Below are 18,835 nucleotides of genomic sequence, written 5' to 3' on the forward strand. Positions count from 1 at the left end.
CTATGAACTTTACCCCTACAGAACTTGGCGCCAGTATTATTTTTGCCATTGCAGTTTTACATACTTTTTGCACTGCCTACTTTGAGACTCTAGCCAAAAACTCAAGGAGCCATTCTGGCCTTTGGCACCTCCTGGGCGAAGTTGAAATTGTTTTTGGCTTTTGGGCAGCTATCCTAATCATCTTCATTTGTTTTATTGATGATTTAGATACTGCCAGAGCTTTTTTAGCAAAGCGTAACTTTACAGAGCCTTTATTCGTATTTGCCATCATGATTGTGGCGGGCAGCAAGCCAATTCTATTTATCTCTACTGAAGTTTTGTATCTGCTGGCGAAAGGGCTCCAGCTCATTTTGCGCATTAGAAGTGCGCCTTCTTTATATTTCTTGACACTATCAATCACGCCATTGTTAGGATCTCTTATTACAGAGCCTGCAGCCATGACATTGGCTGCATTTTTACTGCGTGATTCAGTCTATCGACACCAGTGCTCAAAAGCATTGCTATTTGGAACGCTGGGCGTACTCTTTGTCAACGTCTCCATTGGCGGTACCTTAACCAACTTCGCTGCACCTCCAGTTCTCATGGTTGCTTCAACCTGGGGTTGGAGCTCAGCGTTCATGTTTACCAATTTCGGCATTGAATCCTGCATTGCCATTTTTATTAATGCACTTGGAGTAACACTGCTATTTCATCGTCAGCTGATTGAGCCAAACAGCAGTACCAAGCAAGTCAAAATACCACTTGCAGTGATCTTGATGCATTTACTATTCTTGCTTGGCGTTGTGGTGTTTGCTCATGACCCTGTGATCTTTATGTGGATACTACTGTTCTTTATTGGCTACACCACTGCATATCCTAAACATCAAAATCCGCTGATTCTGAAAGAGGCATTATTGGTTGGCTTCTTCTTGGCCGGTTTAGTGGTTTTAGGAGCATTGCAAGGATGGTGGCTGCAACCGATTCTTGAAAAGATGAGTCCCACTGCAGTCTTTTATGGCAGTCTTGCACTAACAGCGATCACAGATAATGCAGCGCTGACTTATTTGGGATCCTTGGTCACAGATACTTCCTTAGAGTTCAAGCTGGCTTTAGTGGGCGGAGCGGTTGCTGGCGGTGGATTGACTGTCATCGCTAATGCACCCAACCCAGCAGGAATTGCCATCTTGCGGCAACACTTTCCAAATGGGGCTGTGTCAGCCCTCTATCTCCTAATAGCAGCACTTCCACCCACAGTAGTAGCAATTTTGGCTTATCGACTCATATAGACGGTAAAATCTGAGCTTCGCCCCCAGTTATAAACCTGAGAACGGCATATGAAAAAGCTCTATATCAAAACTTTTGGCTGTCAAATGAACGAGTATGACTCGGGTAAGATGGCCGACCTGCTACATGCCGAAGAAGGCATGGTCATGACCAATACCCCAGAAGATGCAGATGTCGTTCTTCTCAATACTTGCTCCATTCGAGAAAAAGCCGAAGATAAAGTCTTCTCCGACCTAGGACGTTTGCGTGAGCTTAAGAAAACTAAACCTCATTTATTAATTGGTGTTGGTGGTTGTGTAGCAAGCCAAGAGGGTCAGCAAATTGTCAGTCGTGCGCCCTATGTTGACGTAGTCTTTGGGCCGCAAACATTACATCGCTTACCTGACCTGCTTGCGCAACGTCGCAATACTGGCATCTCACAAGTAGACATTTCTTTTCCTGAAATTGAAAAGTTTGATCATCTTCCTGCATCGCGCCAAACTCGAGGATCTGCCTATGTCTCTATTATGGAAGGATGCTCCAAGTACTGTAGCTACTGCGTAGTTCCTTATACACGCGGGGAAGAAGTATCAAGACCATTTGATGATGTTCTTACCGAGGTTGCAGGACTTGCCAGCAAAGGTGTTAAAGAAATTGTTTTACTTGGTCAAAACGTTAATGCCTATCTTGGCAAAATGGGTGGCACAGATGAGATCGCCGACTTTGCTTTACTGATTGAATACATTGCTGATATTCCTGGGGTTGAGCGTATTCGCTTTACCACTAGCCACCCTAAAGAATTCACGCAACGCCTGATCGATGTGTATGCCAAAGTTCCTAAGCTGGTGAGTCACTTGCATCTACCAGTTCAACATGGGGCTGACTCAATGCTATCGGCCATGAAACGGGGCTATACCGCATTGGAATATAAAAGCATCATTCGCAAAATGCGAGCCGTACGACCTGATTTGACCTTATCAAGCGATTTTATTGTAGGTTTTCCTGGTGAGACTGAGGCAGACTTTGAAAAGCTCTTGAAGATGGTTCGCGAGCTTGAGTTCGACAATAGTTTTTGCTTTATCTTTAGTCCGCGTCCAGGAACACCAGCCGCCAATCTCACTGATGAAACTCCATACGAAACAAAACTAAAGCGCTTACAAACGCTGTTAGCACTTGTTGAGGGACAAGCAAATCAAATCAGTCAAAAAATGCTGGGCAATACCGAGAGGGTGTTGATTGAAGGTCTAGCAAAGGATGGTATCAACTTACAAGGTCGCGCCGAGAATAATCGCGTTGTGCATTTCATAACACCCGACCAAGCAATTGAATCGCTGATCGGACAGATGGTTGATATTCGCATTACTGAAGTACTAAATTACACCTTAAGAGGCGAATTAGTCAAAGCCCATGCTCACTAAACTCACCATTGATCTTCAGTATGCAAGCCCAGCTATTGAGGCTGCTATATCTAAGGCTGCCTCTGCTACTTTAATCAAAAAGTGGGTGAAGGCCACAACAGACCATGGCGGCTTATTAACATTGCGTTTTGTGAATGCTGCCGAAGGAAAAAAAATGAATCTCGCATTTCGCAAAAAAGATTACGCAAGCAATGTCCTCACTTTCCCGTATGAGCTTTCTAAAAATAGTTTGTCTGCAGACATTATTTTTTGCCTACCCATTATTCAAAAAGAAGCGAAAGAACAGAATAAGTCTCTGAAAGCTCATTTGGCTCACTTGATCGTTCACGGCTGCCTCCATGCTCAAGCATATGACCATGAGATTAAAAAGGCAGCCGAAAAGATGGAGGCTCTTGAAGTCAAAATATTGCATCAACTAGGCTTTACCAACCCCTATCTAGACCAATAATTCATGATCTGATACAGATTCATTGATTTAACCTATTTCTACGCTATTCTTGCTACATGCCCGACCCCAATAAATCCCTCTTAGATCGCTTAGCTGCTTTTTTATCACCATTGCCAACCAAGCCTAGTGAGCGACGCCAAGAGTTAATCGCTACACTACGTGAAGCACAAACTGAAGGTCTCATTGATGCTGATGCACTCTCGATGATTGAGGGTGTGTTTCAGGTTGGTCAACTCTGTGCCCGCGATATCTTAGTGCCTCGCGCTCAAATTGATTGGATCGATATCAACTTACCTCTTGGTGATTTGATTAAAACTGTTATTGAAGCAGCGCACTCCCGCTTTCCAGTATTTGAGGGCAGTCGTGATAACGTGATTGGCATTCTGTTAGCTAAAGATTTACTAAGGCACGCAACAGAAAAAGATTTTCAAGTACGTGACTGGCTTCGTCCAGCGGTCTTTATTCCTGAATCAAAGCGCTTGAGCGTTCTTTTGCGTGACTTCAAAGATAACCGCAATCATTTAGCGGTTGTAGTCGATGAATATAGTGGTATAGCCGGCATTATCACTATCGAGGATGTGCTTGAACAAATCGTTGGTGATATTGAGGATGAGCACGATATCGATGAAGAGGCTGACAATATTATCTATTTAGATAACGGTGATATTCGAGTAAAAGGCATTACCGAACTCGAGCAGTTGAATGAAGCACTCGGCACTGAATTTGCAGTGGAAGATATTGAAACTGTAGCGGGTCTTGTGGTTCAGCATCTGGGCCGCGTTCCAAAAATTGGTGAGCTGATTGCAATGGATGGTGTTGAGTTTGAAGTACTACGTGCCGACCCAAGACAAGTTCATATCTTGCTGGCACGTCAAATACCAAAAACCGTAGACTGAGAATCACCTTGCTTGATCTGCATTCTGGCAAGGCCCATCGAAGTGTGAACGCATTAGTGCTCATCACGTTATCGGTTTTAGGTGCTCTAATTGCCTTAGCGGCCGAACTGCCATATGGCGGCTGGATACAGATCCCCTTACTCAGCATCCTTTGGTGGCGACTTAGCCTACTAAAAGATTGCTCACTAAAACAGTACTTTTTCTCTAGTCTCTCATTTGGTATTGGCTACTTTGTTGCAGGGCTTTGGTGGCTTTATATCAGCTTGCATGATGTTGGCGGCATGAATTTTTTACTTTCCTGCATGGCGGTTTTTTTACTCTCGACATATGTTGCTTTCTATTTCTCAATCGCATGCATATCAATCAGACTCTTTAAATCCTCTTATGTATTAGGTCTGTTGCTAGCCTCAAGTTGGGTGCTTGGTGAATACCTACGCGAAGAAATATTTACCGGCTTTCCTTGGATGGGTTTTGCAGAGACGCAAGTCAATGGACCCTTTGCATCCATAGCCCCATTTTTTGGTGGGTTGGCCTGTACTTTTTTAGTGATCTGGACTTCTTGGGAGATTTTTCATCTCAAGCAGCGTTTCAAAATTAGTGTCATTAGCATTGCTGCCGTCCTTACGATTTCACAGCTGGCAGGATTCATTTCTTTTACTAAACCCTTTGGCGAGCCTATTAGCATTCGTCTGATACAAGGGAATTTTGAGCAAAGTCTGAAATTCAATCCACTAGAAATCAATCAACAAATTGATTTCTACGCCAGTGAAATTAAGAGGCAGAAGGCTGATCTTGTGATCATTCCTGAAACTGCATTTCCATGGCCTCAAAATAATCTTCCAGTTGGCTTGATGAATTATTTGCAAAACTTCTCAAATAGCAGCTCAAGCAATCTTCTCCTTGGTCTGATTGGTGAAGTGAGAACTGCTAAGGGTATGCAGTACACGAACCGAGCAACTGGCTTATCCCCAAATACTGCTCCATACCATTACGATAAATCTCACTTAGTACCATTTGGTGAATTTATTCCGCTAGGCTTCCGGTGGTTTGTCCAAGCCTTTAACGTACCGATGAGTGACTTCGCTAGAGGAAGTCTTAAGCAAGAGCCCTTTGAGATTGCACGCAAAAATCAATCTGCGATTCATGCTGCCATAACGATTTGTTATGAGGATGTATTTGGTGGCGAGCTAGCTTCTCGCATTCAGAATAGTCAAGCGCCCGTTAACTTGCTGATTAATATGACCAACCTTGCCTGGTTTGGGCAATCACAAGCCCCCACACAACAATTGCGCCTATCCCAAATGCGCTCGCTTGAAACAGGTCTGCCAGCCTTACGCGCTACGAATACTGGTATTACCGCAGTCTTGGGTGCCGATGGCAAGATACTGGACGCCCTCCCCGAATTTACTCAAGCAAGTTTAAGCGCCCAGCTCCAGCCATATGCAGGTAAAACGCCGTACGTCATTTGGGGTAATTTGCCAATTTTGAGCATTTCCTGCCTCCTGCTGATCTGGGGCCTGATTCGTCATCGACGTTTTTAGTCATTTTTGACTCCAGACCCTGCTAGCCATGTAAAATCAACGGCTTAGCCAGGTTAATCATGCTTACTTTTCAGCAAATCATTCTCAAACTTCAAGATTATTGGGACCAACAAGGTTGTGCCCTATTGCAGCCCATCGACCTTGAGGTTGGCGCAGGCACATCGCATACCGCGACCTTTCTTCGCGCTATCGGTCCAGAGCCTTGGAAAGCAGCTTATGTACAACCATCCCGCCGACCCAAAGATGGTCGCTATGGCGAGAATCCAAACCGCCTACAACATTACTACCAATATCAAGTTGTTCTAAAGCCGGCCCCTGAAAATATTCTTGAGCTATACCTTGGATCACTAGCTGCATTAGGCCTTAATCTCAAAGAAAATGATGTGCGTTTTGTAGAAGACGATTGGGAGAACCCCACTCTAGGAGCTTGGGGCTTAGGTTGGGAGGTTTGGTTAAATGGCATGGAAGTGACTCAGTTCACTTATTTCCAACAAGTGGGTGGCTTAGATTGCAAGCCCGTGCTTGGCGAAATTACTTACGGTATCGAACGCTTAGCGATGTATATCCAAAATTGCTCAAATGTTTATGACCTCGTTTGGACGGACGGCATTTCTTATGGTGATGTGTATCACCAAAATGAAGTAGAGCAATCTTGCTATAACTTTGAACACTCAAATACTGAATTTTTATTTTCAAACTTTGCAAATTATGAGAGCGAAGCAAAACGCTTGATGGAAGTACCACTTGCCCTACCAGCCTATGAGATGGTTCTGAAGGCGGCACATACCTTCAATCTCCTTGATGCTCGTGGTGCTATTTCAGTTACTGAACGTGCTGCTTATATTGGCCGTATTCGCAACCTTTCTCGCTCAGTAGCTCAAGCTTATTTTGAGTCACGTGAAAAGCTAGGCTTCCCAATGTGTCAACGCCAAGCTAAGGCTTAGGTATCCAGATCTCAGTAATCTATCTATGAGCACAACCAATTTACCTTCTCAGTCTGCTACTTTATTAATTGAAGTGTTCACCGAAGAATTGCCTCCTAAGTCACTACGTCGCTTAGGTGATGCTTTTAGCGAGGGAATCTTTGCTGCCTTAAAGGCTGCTGGCTTAGCAAATGAATTATCACAGGCAACTAGCTTTGCTACACCACGTCGACTGGCAGTTCAAATCAGTAATGTTCTTGATCAAGCGCCCGACTATCCAGTACGCGAAAAACTACTTCCGACTAGCATTGCTTTTGATGCTCAAGGAAAAGCAACTCCGCCTTTACTAAAAAAATTAGGCGCACTTGGTTATGGTGAGATTGATATCGCCACCCTTGAGAAATCTGGTGAAGGTAAAAATGAAGCGCTCTACCTTAATGTGATTGCCAAGGGTGCGGCACTAGAACACACCGCACGAACAGCGCTTGAGCAAACGCTCAGTAAATTACCAATTGCCAAAATGATGCACTATCAAGTGCTACAGAAAGATGGTCAATTAGCTGATGTTCAATTTGCACGGCCAGCCCACCGTATTATTGCTTTGCACGGCAGTAAAACTCTGCACATTAGCGCCTTAGGTATTCATGCGGGCAACCAAACAGAGGGGCATCGCTTCCTAGCGCCTGGCAATATCACTATAGTTACTGCAGATAATTATGAAAATGAGCTGCAAACCAAGGCCAAGGTAGTTCCTAGCTTTAATCAGCGTAGAGCGCAAATTGAAGTGGCGCTCCTAAAGGCAGCTGGCAGTGATCTTGTATTGATGCCTGATAGCTTATTAGATGAAGTGACTGCCCTGGTTGAATGGCCTGTCATTTATGAATGTCACTTTGATCAAGAATTCTTGGAAGTGCCGCAAGAATGCTTAATTCTCACTATGCAAACTAATCAAAAATACTTTGCATTGACTGATCAGCAAGGAAAATTACGTAATCGTTTCTTAATTGTTTCTAATATTGAAACTGCTAAGCCAGATGCCATTATCTCTGGTAATGAACGGGTTGTACGTCCACGTCTTGCAGATGCTCGTTTCTTTTTCCAACAAGATCAAAAACGTTCTTTGGCTTCCCGCGTTACCGATCTTGGCAAGGTGGTCTATCACAATCAACTAGGCAGTCAGCTTGAACGCGCTAAGCGTGTTCAAGGTCTTGCTGTAGGTATTGCAAAAAAACTTCATGCTGACGAAAAGCTAGCAAGTCGTGCTGCAGAGGTTGCCAAAACTGACCTACTAACCGATATGGTTGGGGAGTTCCCCGAACTACAAGGCATCATGGGTAGCTACTATGCGACACATGATGGTGAAGATTCTGAGGTAGCTGCCGCATGTAGCGAACACTATATGCCACGCTTTGCGGGTGATGCCCTACCGCAGACTGCAACTGGAACAATCTTAGCTATTGCCGATAAGCTTGAAACTCTTGTTGGCATTTGGGGTGTTGGACTAGCCCCCACTGGCGATAAAGACCCCTATGCGCTGCGTCGTCATGCCTTAGGTATTTGTCGTCTACTCTTGGAAAAGAACCTCTCTTTAGGTTTACCTGAGTTAATTGAGTTGGCTCGTGTGCAGTTTCCGCAAAAAGACGTCCAAGCAAAAGCAAACTCTACTGATATTTATGAATTCATCATCGATCGCTTACGTGCTTATCTCCGAGATCAGTCCATTACTGGAAAATCATTCACCAGCGCTGAAATTGATGCTGTTCTTAGCCAAGAACCCGTGCATATTAATTACTTGATTCAACGTTTAACTGCTTTGCGAGAATTTAATGCTTTGCCTGAAGCGGGCCAACTTGCTGCCGCAAATAAACGGATTAGTAATATTCTGAAGAAAACAACCACCCCAATTCCGGCAAGCTGCTCTAGCAAGTTATTGCAAATTCCTGCGGAAGCTAGTCTGCACAAAGCTTTAGAAAGCATTACCCCCGCACTCACTGCCGCCTATGAAAAGCGTCAATTTGTTGAACTCTTAAAAACTCTAGTTGCCTTGAGCGCACCGATTGACCAGTTCTTTGCTGACATCATGGTGATGGATCCTGATCCAGAGTTACGCGATAACCGCCTAGCTCTTCTGCAACAACTTCACCAGAAAATGAATCTCGTTGCCGATCTCGGCAAATTAGCATGAGCCTGAGCTCCTCCAAACTCATTATTCTCGATCGCGACGGCGTGATCAATGAAGATCGTGACGATTATGTGAAATCTGTTGATGAATGGGTTCCACTGCCAGGCAGCTTAGAAGCAATAGCACTACTAAATCAAGCAGGCTATCAAATAGCGATTGCCACCAACCAATCTGGTTTATCTAGAGGTTATTTTGCGATTAATGATTTACATGCAATGCACAGCAAAATGGATAAACTCCTACAGCCATTAGGTGGTCACATTGATAGTATCTTTTTTTGCCCGCATGTAGATTCTCATGGCTGTGATTGTCGTAAGCCTGCACCTGGCCTGATTAAAGAGATTGCCTTACGTTATAAGAAGTTGGACAGCACCCAACCCCTCTTGGGAGTACCCATTGTTGGTGATTCTTTGCGCGATCTACAGGCTGGTATTGCCTTAGGCGCCTCACCTCACTTAGTTCTCACTGGCAAAGGTCAAAAGACCATCGATCAAGGCAACCTACCCGAAGGTACACAGATTCATGCCGATCTGATGGCATTTGCAAACGCACTCCTAGAAGGTAAGGCTTAGAGACAGAATGATCTACTTACGCTCTACTCTCTTTGCTTTATTTCTACTCATCTTTACCCCGATTTGGTCTGTGTTATGCATGCTGGCATTTCCTTTTTTGACCCCAGAAAACCGCTATAGCTTTATCGGACTTTGGAACAAAGTAGTCATTTGGCTTTTGTGGCATCTATGCGGTATCCATTATGAAATTCGAGGGATGGAGCATATGCGTGCAGTACTAGATCAACCGGTCGTCATCCTTAGCAAACACCAATCTGCTTACGAAACGATTGCCTATATTGCCCTTCTTCCTAAACAGCTTTGCTTCGTTTTTAAACGCGAGCTGCTTTGGATTCCATTTTTTGGCTGGGCCTTAGCTTTGCTCAAGATGATTCACATTAATCGCGCAAATAAACAAACAGCAGCGCTATCAGTTGCTAGCCAGGGTCGTAAACGCCTAAGCGAAGGTAAGTGGATCATGCTTTTCCCAGAGGGCACCAGAACACCTAGAGGCTCAACTAAACCTTATCGTAAAGGTGGCGCGCGTCTTGCAAGCGCCACAGGTGCGCTAGTCATACCCATTGCACACAATGCTGGTAATTTCTGGCCGAAGAATAGCTTTTTAAAGCGTCCTGGCACAGTGATCTTTTCGATTGGCCCAGCGATTATTTCTGAAGGTAAATCAGGCGAAGAATTACAACAAGAAGTTGAGGGCTGGATCGAATCTGAAATGCGAGTAATTGATCCAAGCGCCTATAAATAAGATTGTTTAAGAGGCTAAAACTTTAGCCCACTCAATATATCGCTCGACTCGAATATCCTGCGCCCTAGCCTTTAACTCAAGCTCGGTCAAACTCAATCTCTCTGCAAACGCTTGTAAATTAGTGCGCAGCATCTTTCTTCTTTGAGAAAAGGCTGCAGCAACTACCTGCTCTAAGGCGCTCCACTGAGTATTGCTTAAATTAAAGTCTTTGCGTGGAATCATGCGAACCACCGCAGAGTTCACTTTTGGCTTTGGTTCAAAGGCCTCAGGCGGGACCTCCAGGACAAGCTCCATATCGTAGCGAGCTTGAAGCATCACAGACAATCTACTGAAATCAGAGCCTCCTGCCTTTGCCACCATCCGCTCTACAACTTCGGCTTGCAACATAAATATTTGTTCATCAATGCATGAGGCAGCTGAAACAAGGTGGAACAATAATGGCGAAGAAATGTTGTAAGGTAAATTACCCACTACCTTACAGAACCCTTTTTTATTAGAGCGATTCTTAGCCCACTCCAGGAAATTAAACTGTAAGGCATCGCCTTCGATGACGGTTAAGTCATCGAGGTTTTGCTGCTTCCAATAGGCTACTAAGTCACGGTCAATTTCTAGAAGATCGAGTTGATCGAGATTTCTGAGTAAAGGTATGGTTAAAGCACCAAGACCGGGGCCAATCTCAATCACATGCATATCTGGGCCAGGATTGATTAAAGCTACGATCGAATAAATAATCCCATCATTCTGCAAAAAATTCTGCCCAAAACGTTTGCGCGCACGATGCATTACTTAGCTGATATTTCTTTTATTAAGGGCAAGTGTATAAGCCAAACGAAGAGCTTCAAGCATGCTGCCAGAATCAGCAATGTCTTTCCCAGCAATATCCAATGCAGTTCCATGGTCTACTGAGGTGCGAATGATTGGCAAACCTAAAGTGACGTTCACGCCACCGCCAAATGTGACAAATTTAAACGGAGCCAATCCCTGGTCGTGATACATCGCTATAAATGCATCAACATGCTCTAGTGCAGCGGCATCAAACATGGTATCCCCAGGATACGGCCCAGAAACCCTGATACCTTGCTGTTTAGCGGCCTCAATTGCAGGCGCAATCATCTCAATTTCTTCGCGCCCCAAATAACCCGATTCTCCAGCATGCGGATTCAAGCCAGCAACCCGAATCGCTGGTCTGGCGATACCAAATTTTTCATGCAACTCTTGGTTTACTATTTGAATCGTTTCAAGCAAAAGCTCGTAACTTAGGGATGCAGAAACTTCCTTCAAAGGAAGGTGGGTGCTTACCAATGCAATCCTTAGGTCGATTTGAGACTTAATTCCCAAAAAGCCAGCAGGTAATGGAGCACATAACATCATGACTACGTGCTTTGTATTGCAGCGCTGCGCTAAATACTCAGTATGTCCAGTAAAAGGAATGCCAGCATTATTAATTAGGCTCTTTTGAACTGGGGCTGTAACCATCGCATCGAAATCTCCATTTAGACAAGCTTCGCTAGCTTGATCTAGAAGATTGAGAACATATTGAGCATTGGCAGGATTTAAAACTCCTGGGACCATAGGTGAACCAAGTGAAATTGATTCAATCATTAAACGCTCAGTAGTGCTCAGGTTTTTACCTGAAGAATCTTTAAATAAGCTTGCATCGCCTAATAAAGTTATCTGTACATGAGGCTGCTCACTCAAAAAATTCTTTGCTGCAGCCAAAGAAACTTCTGGCCCGATACCAGCAGGATCACCAGTAGTGATTACTAATTTAACGAAGCGCGGCGTCGGCTGCATCGTCTGTATTCAAGATTTTTACAGTTGCTGTATCGCGCAATTCACGCACCCAGTCCTGATAAGCTTGTTCGAATTTTCTTTCACGGATAGCCGCGCGCGCAAAATCTCGCTGTTTTTCTACCGTTAACTGTGCTTGACGACGCTCTAACACCTGAATAAGGTGCCAACCAAATTCAGACCTGACCGGATTACTCACTTCACCTATTTGAAGTCGATTCATCGCCTGCTCAAATTCAGGCACCAAATCTCCAGGACCCATCCAACCCAAATCACCGCCGTTTGGAGCCGAGCCATCCTCAGAATATTTTTTAGCGAGCTCACCAAAATCAGCAGTCTTAGCGCGCACTTGATCGCGATAACCTTGCAAGCGCCTCTCAGCATCTTGATCGGTTAGCCCTGGTCTATTTTTTAACAAAATATGACGCGACATCGTTTGGGTGATTGGAATATTTTGGGGTGTTGTAGACACGGGCTCTTGCGTTGAGGCTTGCTGAGCAGGGGCTACAGCAATAGCGCGACGGTCTAAAACCTTGAGTACGTGATATCCGGCTGGACTCTTAACAACGCTAGCTGCAACTTGCCCGCCGCCAGTATTTCGGATGGCTTCATAGAATAATTGTGGCAAACGATCAGGGCTACGGTAACCTAAATCTTGAAATTTAATTTTAGGATTTTCTTTTGCGGCAGCAGCGCCGAGTTGCAAAAAGTCTACATCGCCTTTTGCATCACGCAACAAGGCCTCAGCCTGCTTCTTTGCTTCTGCTTGAGCGCTTGCGCCGGCACCCGCATCGACAGGAATAAAAATCTGAGCAACATCAATTTCTTCTGGACCCCCTTTAACTGGTGGCGCAGAAAGTTGGTCGCCGCCGCCAGCCATGGCACGCATGCGATCAGCAATGAAATTATCTATCTCCGCATCTGAAATCTTGATCTTAGTATCTACTGAGCGCTCTCGATACCGGCTAACAATAATATCTTCACGTAAATTCTCTTTATAGCGCTCAAATGATAGTCCTGTAGAAATGACTTTGGACCTAAATTCGGCATAACTCACTTTATTTTTAGAGGCAATATCTCCAATAATTTGATCTAGCTCTTTATTGGTGACTATGATGCCTTCTTGCTCAGCATTTTGTAATTGAATTTTTTCAATAATGAGGCGGTCTAAAATTAGTGTTCTTAAATTCGTAAGGTCAGGTAACTTCGAACCCTGCTTCTGAAGCATTGCGATTCGATCATCGATTTCCTTGCGGGTGACATAACCTGTATTTACTACTGCAGCAACGCCATCGATATTGCGAATCTTTTTCTCTGTTGTATTGCTAGTCTTAGCAGAATCTTGAGAGTGGGCAATACCCGAAAACAAAACGACACCTAGCAGTAGGACAGTAGTCAGGTGCTGTTTCAGGTGATTCCTACAAAGCATCATTGATAGTTCTCATATATTGAAGGAGGTATAGGCTTTGAAGTGGGCATATATCCAGGTACATTTAGCTTCATGATATCAACTGGATTGCTACCGGCACTAGCAAAGCCCCTAAATTCTATTTGGAAGAGCACTTGAGTAGTTGTTAAGACTGATGAATTCAGCATCTGGGAATATGCGCCGCGGAATGTCCAGCAATCTTTGGTCCATTCGAAGCCAATTAAAGTATTTAAGGTTTTAGTTGTCAATGCATCATAACCCCACCGCCCTAATGCAGATAATTCCCGTGTAATAGGCCATTGACCAGAAATATTGTACTGATCGGTTGTAGTCGCCGCAGGGGTAAAAGTCTGATTATTTTGAATCGATGACTCAACAGGCGGTGACCACACATTGCGATAGCCAAAGTTCAAACTTCTTCCAGGGGTAGGTCGCCAACTACCGCCCACGGTAGTTTGCACAAAACGATTGAGTTGGGTGTTGTACTGACCAAATATATCGGCACTTAAGTTTCCGAGCAATCGAATTGAGCCGGAGCCTAGGGTATCTGAATAGGTTGATGGATTAGCGATATTGCCGTTTAAACCAACCTTTTGCGCTGAGAACTGTTGTTGTTGCGCTAGGGTTACATTCGCACGCTCAGCTCCAGTACCTGCCTCAAGCATCCTACTGGTCATACCCAGTGTTGCAGCATTTTTATCTGCAATACGATCATTACCAATAAAAGTGTTTTCAGCAAAAATCTGTGAGACACCAAAACCTGCATCTGCAGTATCAAAAATTGGAGTTTGTGCCTGATTTTGGTATGGGGTATAGACATACATTGCTCTTGGCTCCATCGTCAGCAACATATCGCGCCCAAAGAATCCTTTTAGCTCTGCGGCATCCCTTTCGAAGGCCATACCAGAATCTAGGCTAAGTGTTGGAATAGTGAAGCCCTGAGCTGGCGCTGCTCCAACATTATTAAAAGGCGCAGCGTTATAGGTGTTTGCTTGAAAACTGACCTTGGGCGTAACGTAATAACCTGGTGTCACTTGTGGCAATGCCATTGCACCCTTCACTACCGTTCTGTCAGCTTGGCTATATACACCGGGGGCAGTGGCGGGTAAGTGCCCTTGAATGTTGTATGCAAAACGCGTGAAATCTGTAGAAAATGTGGTTGCCGGTCCACTCGGTAAGGTTATGTACTTACCATTTGAACTTACAACAGCCGGAGTTAAACGATTGTTATAGGCAGCAGTAACATTGGGCAATACGTTATATGGCGATTGCACCGTAACGCTTGGATCAGGTTGTAGTGTTTGGAAAGTCATGGCCCTCGCTGAAACATTCCAATTACTTAAACTACCTGTAAGCCCCTTGGTTGTTCCAACCTCCTGACGGAATTGATTAGTTACCGCCCCTGCAATACTTTGAGAAAACTGGGTTGGGTACAAATTGTCTGAAACTCTGGCCATGTTTGCATAACCTGTCCATGAGCCTGGCAAAGGAACTCCGCCCGGTCCAATGCCCCCACTAAATGCCTGTCGTTGCTGCCAATCGTATTTCCATCGGTCAGTGCCTGTTTGCTTGTCATATGGCAAAATCTCGCCCGCGAGAGTGCCAGAATATTTACTATCTAAGAACCGGTACTGTGCACCTAACATCACGCCACGTTGAGCCATATAACGAGGTAATAAAAGTAAATCGCGATTGGGTGCAATATTGACGTAGTAAGGTTGGGTAATATCAAAGCCATTGTTCGAGTTATAGCCGGCAACGGGAGCCAAAATACCGGAACGACGCTGCCCACCGGTTGGAGCACTGAAATAAGGGGTGTAGGCAATTGGTACATCAAAGAATCGCATCACTCCGTGTGTGCCAACCATTTCTTTTTGCTCGTTATCGATTTCTAGATTGCTGACCGTGAAATACCAGTCCATATTTTCTGGAGTACAGGTTGTATAAGTTGCTTTATCAAAAACAAAAACATCAGGACTATCAATCGTTAATTTTTTTGCTTTGCCACTTCCGCGACTATCACGCAGTTCGTAAGTAGGCATCTCCATGAAACCTTCACGTGCATCGACTTTAAATTGTCCGCTAGGCCCCTTAAAGACAACGTTCCCTTTAGAAAGCTCTGCGTTACCAGTTAAATTAGCAATATCGGTATCAGGGTCATAGGTAATTTCATCTGCCTTAAGAACTGCGCCATTACGACGAATCTGCGCACGACCTTTCAAATGCATATCACGATCCACTACACCATCAATTACATCGCTAGAGGTAAAGGTCAACGATTTACCATCTTCAATTGGCTGACCAACGCGCAATTGATCATCCAACTTCAATATGGTCACATTGCCACGGTCAGGTAATAAAACAGTATTGGGATTCGACTGCGAAACTGGGGGTAATGGAGTAGGCGCCTGCGCCCGAATCGGGAGTGCGAGTTGCAGCAATATCACCCCCATGATGATGCGCAGGGTTATAGCCAAAAAAAGAGGGGCGCAAAGGCCGGCGCGACGGCGATAATGACTCATGGATCCAGACCAGCCTTATTATACGAATCGACCATGACTGACTCTCGCCTAAATACCCTCCGCGACTGGCTAAAAGCCCTAGACCCTAGCTGGCAATTAGATCTTGACACTTTGGCTCCAGCCTCAGCAGATGCCAGCTTTAGACGGTATTTCCGAATTCAGTCCCAAAAGCACAATTACGGGACTTTAATCGTGATGGATGCGCCTCCTCAGCACGAGCCTTTGGATGCTTTTATTCAGGTCGATTTATTACTCTCTTCTGCAGGGTTAAACGCTCCAAAAATCCTCGAACAAAATGTTGCACAGGGCTTTCTTTTATTAAATGATTTGGGCACCAAGACCTATCTGGCAGAACTCACTAGTGAAACCGCAGATCACCTCTACAAAGATGCAACTCATGCTTTAGTCCAAATGCAATTAGCCAGCAAGCCGAATGTACTGCCAAATTATGATGAAGCGCTATTGCAAAGAGAGCTTGATTTATTTCCTGAATGGTATTTAAGGAAGCATCTCCATATTGAATTAAATGATCTTCAGCAAACCCAGCTTCGTAAAGCTTTTGAGTTGATTATTGAAAATAATCTAGCGCAAGCAAAAGTCTACGTTCATCGTGACTACCATTCACGAAATTTAATGGTGACCGAAAAAGATAATCCAGGCGTGATCGATTTTCAAGACGCCGTTTATGGTCCCATTACTTACGATGCCTCCTCCTTGTGGCGCGATGCTTATATCGCCTGGCCTGAAGAGCGTGTCATTGATTGGATTATTAAATTCTGGGAAGAGGGTCGTAAAGTTGGCCTCCCAATGCCAAATGATTTCGGGCAGTTCTATCGTGATTTTGAGTGGATGGGCTTGCAACGCCATCTGAAAGTCCTTGGTATCTTTGCAAGGCTGTTTCATCGCGATGGTAAAGATGGTTATCTCAAAGATATCCCTTTAGTTTTAGAGTACGCGATTGCGACTGCAAATCGTTACATTGAATTAAAACCTTTGGCGCGCATTTTGGAGTCGACCCGCCAAAGTAAAGAATCATAAGTAAAAAGTAATGGACAAGCAAAATTCTCTTCCTTGCTTTCTTCTGGCTGCCGGTAGAGGCGAGCGGATGCGTCCACTCACTGATGACTTACCGAAACCCTTACTCACAATTCAAAATAAGTCTTTACTAGCATGGCATCTTGAAGCCCTTGCTCAGTCAGGCATCCAAAAGGTTGTGATTAATCATGCTTGGCTTGGTAAAAAAATTGAAGAGAGCCTGGGAGATGGCCATCAATTTGGTCTTAGTATTGAGTACTCCCCAGAAGCAAGCGCTCTAGAAACTGCAGGAGGGATCCGCCAAGCACTCCCCCTACTTTCCCCGGAAGACTATTTTCTAGTGATCAATGGCGATGTATTTGCCCCAAATCTAGCAATCAAGTCTCTTTTGGAGGAGGCCTCAAAGCTTCAAAGCAGTCCCAAGAAAGTATTGGCACACCTTTTAATGGTTCCAAACCCAGTTCAACATCCAAATGGTGACTTCTACCTCAAAGACTCCATAGTCAGCACTGACAAATCAGCAGGAGCAGAAAAACTGACTTTTTCAGGGATTGGCATCTACCATAAAGACCTTTTCAGAGAATTAAAAATGGGCGTCCCAGCCAAACTGGCGCCCCTACTCATCCAAGCCATGGAACAAAATAAGGTGTCTGGTGAAAAATATACCGGTCCGTGGCACGATGTAGGTACTCCACAACGCTTACAAGAGCTCAATGCAGCTTATGAATAACAATATCTATCAAGAACGCAGAAATGCGCTCGCAAAACAAATTCACGCCAAATCTGGTGGTGGTATTGCCGTTATTTCTACTGCACCTGAGCTAGCACGTAATCGCGATAGCGAATTTCCTTATCGTCATGACAGTGATTTCTTTTACTTAACCGGCTTTGAAGAGCCGGGTGCAACCTTGGTTATGGAAGTCAACAGTAGCGGCAAAAACTACAAGCTTCAATCGCACTTATTTTGCAGACCAAAAGATACTGAACGAGAAATTTGGGATGGCATTCGTCTCGGGCCTGATGCCGCAATCGCAGGACTTGGTGTTGAATTCGCATATAGCAACCAAGAACTTGATCATAAGTTAGGTGAACTGTTAGCTGATCAAGATGCGGTTTATATCCGCTTAGCAGAAAGCGCAGAAGCGGATCGGCGCTTACGTCACTGGATGAAGAAGGTTCGCGGACAAGCGCGCGCTGGTATTAATCCACCTTCAGAGTTGCATGATGTAGAGGCTCTGATTCATGAGATGCGCCTCTTCAAAGATGCACATGAGGTTGATACTATGCGCCGTGCCGCAGTCATCTCTGCACGGGCCCATATTCGGGCTATGCAAGTGTGCAAACCTGGCTTGCGCGAATATCAACTTGAAGCAGAATTGCTCCATGAATTCCGCAATAGCGGAGCACAAAGTGTGGCCTATAACAGTATTGTTGCTGGAGGCGCAAACTCATGCATCCTTCACTACCGGGCGGGATCAACCGAATTACGCAGTGGTGAACTTTGCTTAATTGATGCAGGCTGTGAGCTTGATGGATACGCATCTGATATCACACGCACTTTTCCAGTCAATGGAAAATTTACAGGCCCTCAGCGCGCACTCTACGACATCACCCTCGCTGCACAAGAATCAGCAGTTACAATGACCAAGCCAGGAAACACGTTTATGCAGCCCCATGAAGCGGCACTTAAAGTGCTCACCCAAGGACTGCTAGATGAAAAACTACTCAAACTTTCAGAGTTAGGCTCGCTTGAGAATGCCATCGAGACTGGTGCTTATCGCCGCTTCTACATGCACCGCACCTCCCACTGGCTGGGTATGGATGTACATGATGTTGGCTCTTATCGCGAACAAAGCAATAGCTCCTCCAAAGAAGAGAAGCCTTGGCGCATTCTCAAAAACGGAATGGTCATCACGATTGAGCCTGGCTTATATGTAAGACCTGCGGATGATATTGATGAGGCTTTCTGGAATATTGGTATTCGCATTGAGGATGACGCAGTGATTAATGATTCTGGCTGCGAATTAATCTCTCGCGGGGTACCAGTCAAGGCCGATGAAATCGAAGCCATTATGAAGAACGCCTAAATTCAAA

Annotated in this window: 16 protein-coding genes; 12 read left to right on the forward strand and 4 right to left on the reverse strand. The window is 44.8% G+C overall.

The window, feature by feature from the left end:
• Positions 1–2: 2 nt before the first annotated feature.
• From ICN31_RS07815 to ICN31_RS07855, 9 genes are read left to right on the forward strand one after another with little or no spacing between them, the layout of a single operon-like run.
• Positions 3–1,265, forward strand: coding sequence for a putative Na+/H+ antiporter (locus ICN31_RS07815; RefSeq protein WP_216260242.1), 1,263 nt, complete (start codon positions 3–5; stop codon positions 1,263–1,265).
• A gap of 48 nt (positions 1,266–1,313) precedes the next feature.
• Entirely contained in the window at positions 1,314–2,660 is a 1,347-nt protein-coding gene (gene miaB / locus ICN31_RS07820; RefSeq protein WP_216260245.1) for a tRNA (N6-isopentenyl adenosine(37)-C2)-methylthiotransferase MiaB, read from the forward strand.
• A complete protein-coding gene (gene ybeY / locus ICN31_RS07825; protein ID WP_216260247.1) occupies positions 2,650–3,108 on the forward strand; it encodes an rRNA maturation RNase YbeY in 459 nt (152 codons plus the stop codon). The genes miaB and ybeY overlap by 11 nt, the downstream gene beginning before the upstream one ends.
• Positions 3,109–3,164: 56 nt before the next feature.
• Positions 3,165–4,004 (forward strand): HlyC/CorC family transporter, encoded by an 840-nt coding sequence (locus ICN31_RS07830; RefSeq protein WP_216260249.1) that lies wholly within the window; start codon positions 3,165–3,167, stop codon positions 4,002–4,004.
• 44 nt (positions 4,005–4,048) lie between these two features.
• Positions 4,049–5,545: an apolipoprotein N-acyltransferase gene (lnt, locus tag ICN31_RS07835; protein WP_370624299.1), complete on the forward strand. Its 1,497-nt coding sequence runs from the start codon at positions 4,049–4,051 to the stop codon at positions 5,543–5,545.
• Between the two features lie 59 nt (positions 5,546–5,604).
• Positions 5,605–6,489 (forward strand): glycine--tRNA ligase subunit alpha, encoded by an 885-nt coding sequence (gene glyQ / locus ICN31_RS07840; RefSeq protein ID WP_216260250.1) that lies wholly within the window; start codon positions 5,605–5,607, stop codon positions 6,487–6,489.
• Positions 6,490–6,514: 25 nt separating this feature from the next.
• Positions 6,515–8,653 carry a glycine--tRNA ligase subunit beta gene (glyS, locus tag ICN31_RS07845; protein WP_216260252.1) on the forward strand — a complete coding sequence of 713 codons (2,139 nt, stop codon included), beginning with the start codon at positions 6,515–6,517 and terminating at the stop codon, positions 8,651–8,653.
• On the forward strand, positions 8,650–9,222 hold the full coding sequence (gmhB, locus tag ICN31_RS07850) for a D-glycero-beta-D-manno-heptose 1,7-bisphosphate 7-phosphatase (RefSeq protein ID WP_088525366.1): 573 nt from the start codon (positions 8,650–8,652) through the stop codon (positions 9,220–9,222). The genes glyS and gmhB overlap by 4 nt, the downstream gene beginning before the upstream one ends.
• A gap of 7 nt (positions 9,223–9,229) precedes the next feature.
• Positions 9,230–9,964, forward strand: a complete 735-nt coding sequence (locus ICN31_RS07855) for a 1-acyl-sn-glycerol-3-phosphate acyltransferase (RefSeq protein ID WP_216260253.1) — start codon at positions 9,230–9,232, stop codon at positions 9,962–9,964.
• Between the two features lie 6 nt (positions 9,965–9,970).
• On the opposite strand, the gene rsmA is transcribed toward ICN31_RS07855, so the two are convergent.
• Genes rsmA through ICN31_RS07875 form a run of 4 tightly spaced genes read right to left on the reverse strand, consistent with a single transcriptional unit; the run spans position 9,971 to position 15,706 of the window.
• On the reverse strand, positions 9,971–10,747 hold the full coding sequence (rsmA, locus tag ICN31_RS07860; protein WP_216260255.1) for a 16S rRNA (adenine(1518)-N(6)/adenine(1519)-N(6))-dimethyltransferase RsmA: 777 nt from the start codon (positions 10,745–10,747) through the stop codon (positions 9,971–9,973).
• Positions 10,748–10,750: 3 nt separating this feature from the next.
• Positions 10,751–11,758, reverse strand: a complete 1,008-nt coding sequence (gene pdxA, locus ICN31_RS07865) for a 4-hydroxythreonine-4-phosphate dehydrogenase PdxA (RefSeq protein WP_216260257.1) — start codon at positions 11,756–11,758, stop codon at positions 10,751–10,753.
• Entirely contained in the window at positions 11,733–13,187 is a 1,455-nt protein-coding gene (locus ICN31_RS07870; RefSeq protein ID WP_255530939.1) for a peptidylprolyl isomerase, read from the reverse strand. Before ICN31_RS07870 ends, pdxA begins: the two co-directional genes overlap by 26 nt.
• On the reverse strand, positions 13,184–15,706 hold the full coding sequence (locus ICN31_RS07875) for an LPS-assembly protein LptD (RefSeq protein WP_216260259.1): 2,523 nt from the start codon (positions 15,704–15,706) through the stop codon (positions 13,184–13,186). The genes ICN31_RS07870 and ICN31_RS07875 overlap by 4 nt, the downstream gene beginning before the upstream one ends.
• Before the next feature lie 33 nt (positions 15,707–15,739).
• Here ICN31_RS07875 and ICN31_RS07880 point away from each other — a divergent pair, with 33 nt between their 5' ends.
• Genes ICN31_RS07880 through ICN31_RS07890 form a run of 3 tightly spaced genes read left to right on the forward strand, consistent with a single transcriptional unit; the run spans position 15,740 to position 18,828 of the window.
• On the forward strand, positions 15,740–16,744 hold the full coding sequence (locus tag ICN31_RS07880) for an aminoglycoside phosphotransferase family protein (RefSeq protein WP_216260262.1): 1,005 nt from the start codon (positions 15,740–15,742) through the stop codon (positions 16,742–16,744).
• Positions 16,745–16,754: 10 nt separating this feature from the next.
• Positions 16,755–17,471: an N-acetylmuramate alpha-1-phosphate uridylyltransferase MurU gene (murU, locus tag ICN31_RS07885; RefSeq protein ID WP_216260264.1), complete on the forward strand. Its 717-nt coding sequence runs from the start codon at positions 16,755–16,757 to the stop codon at positions 17,469–17,471.
• Positions 17,455–18,828, forward strand: coding sequence for an aminopeptidase P N-terminal domain-containing protein (locus ICN31_RS07890; RefSeq protein WP_216260266.1), 1,374 nt, complete (start codon positions 17,455–17,457; stop codon positions 18,826–18,828). Before murU ends, ICN31_RS07890 begins: the two co-directional genes overlap by 17 nt.
• Positions 18,829–18,835: the final 7 nt, after the last annotated feature.

It is taken from the genome of Polynucleobacter sp. UB-Piko-W3, assembly GCF_018881635.1.
In the GTDB taxonomy this organism is placed as follows: Bacteria; Pseudomonadota; Gammaproteobacteria; order Burkholderiales; family Burkholderiaceae; genus Polynucleobacter.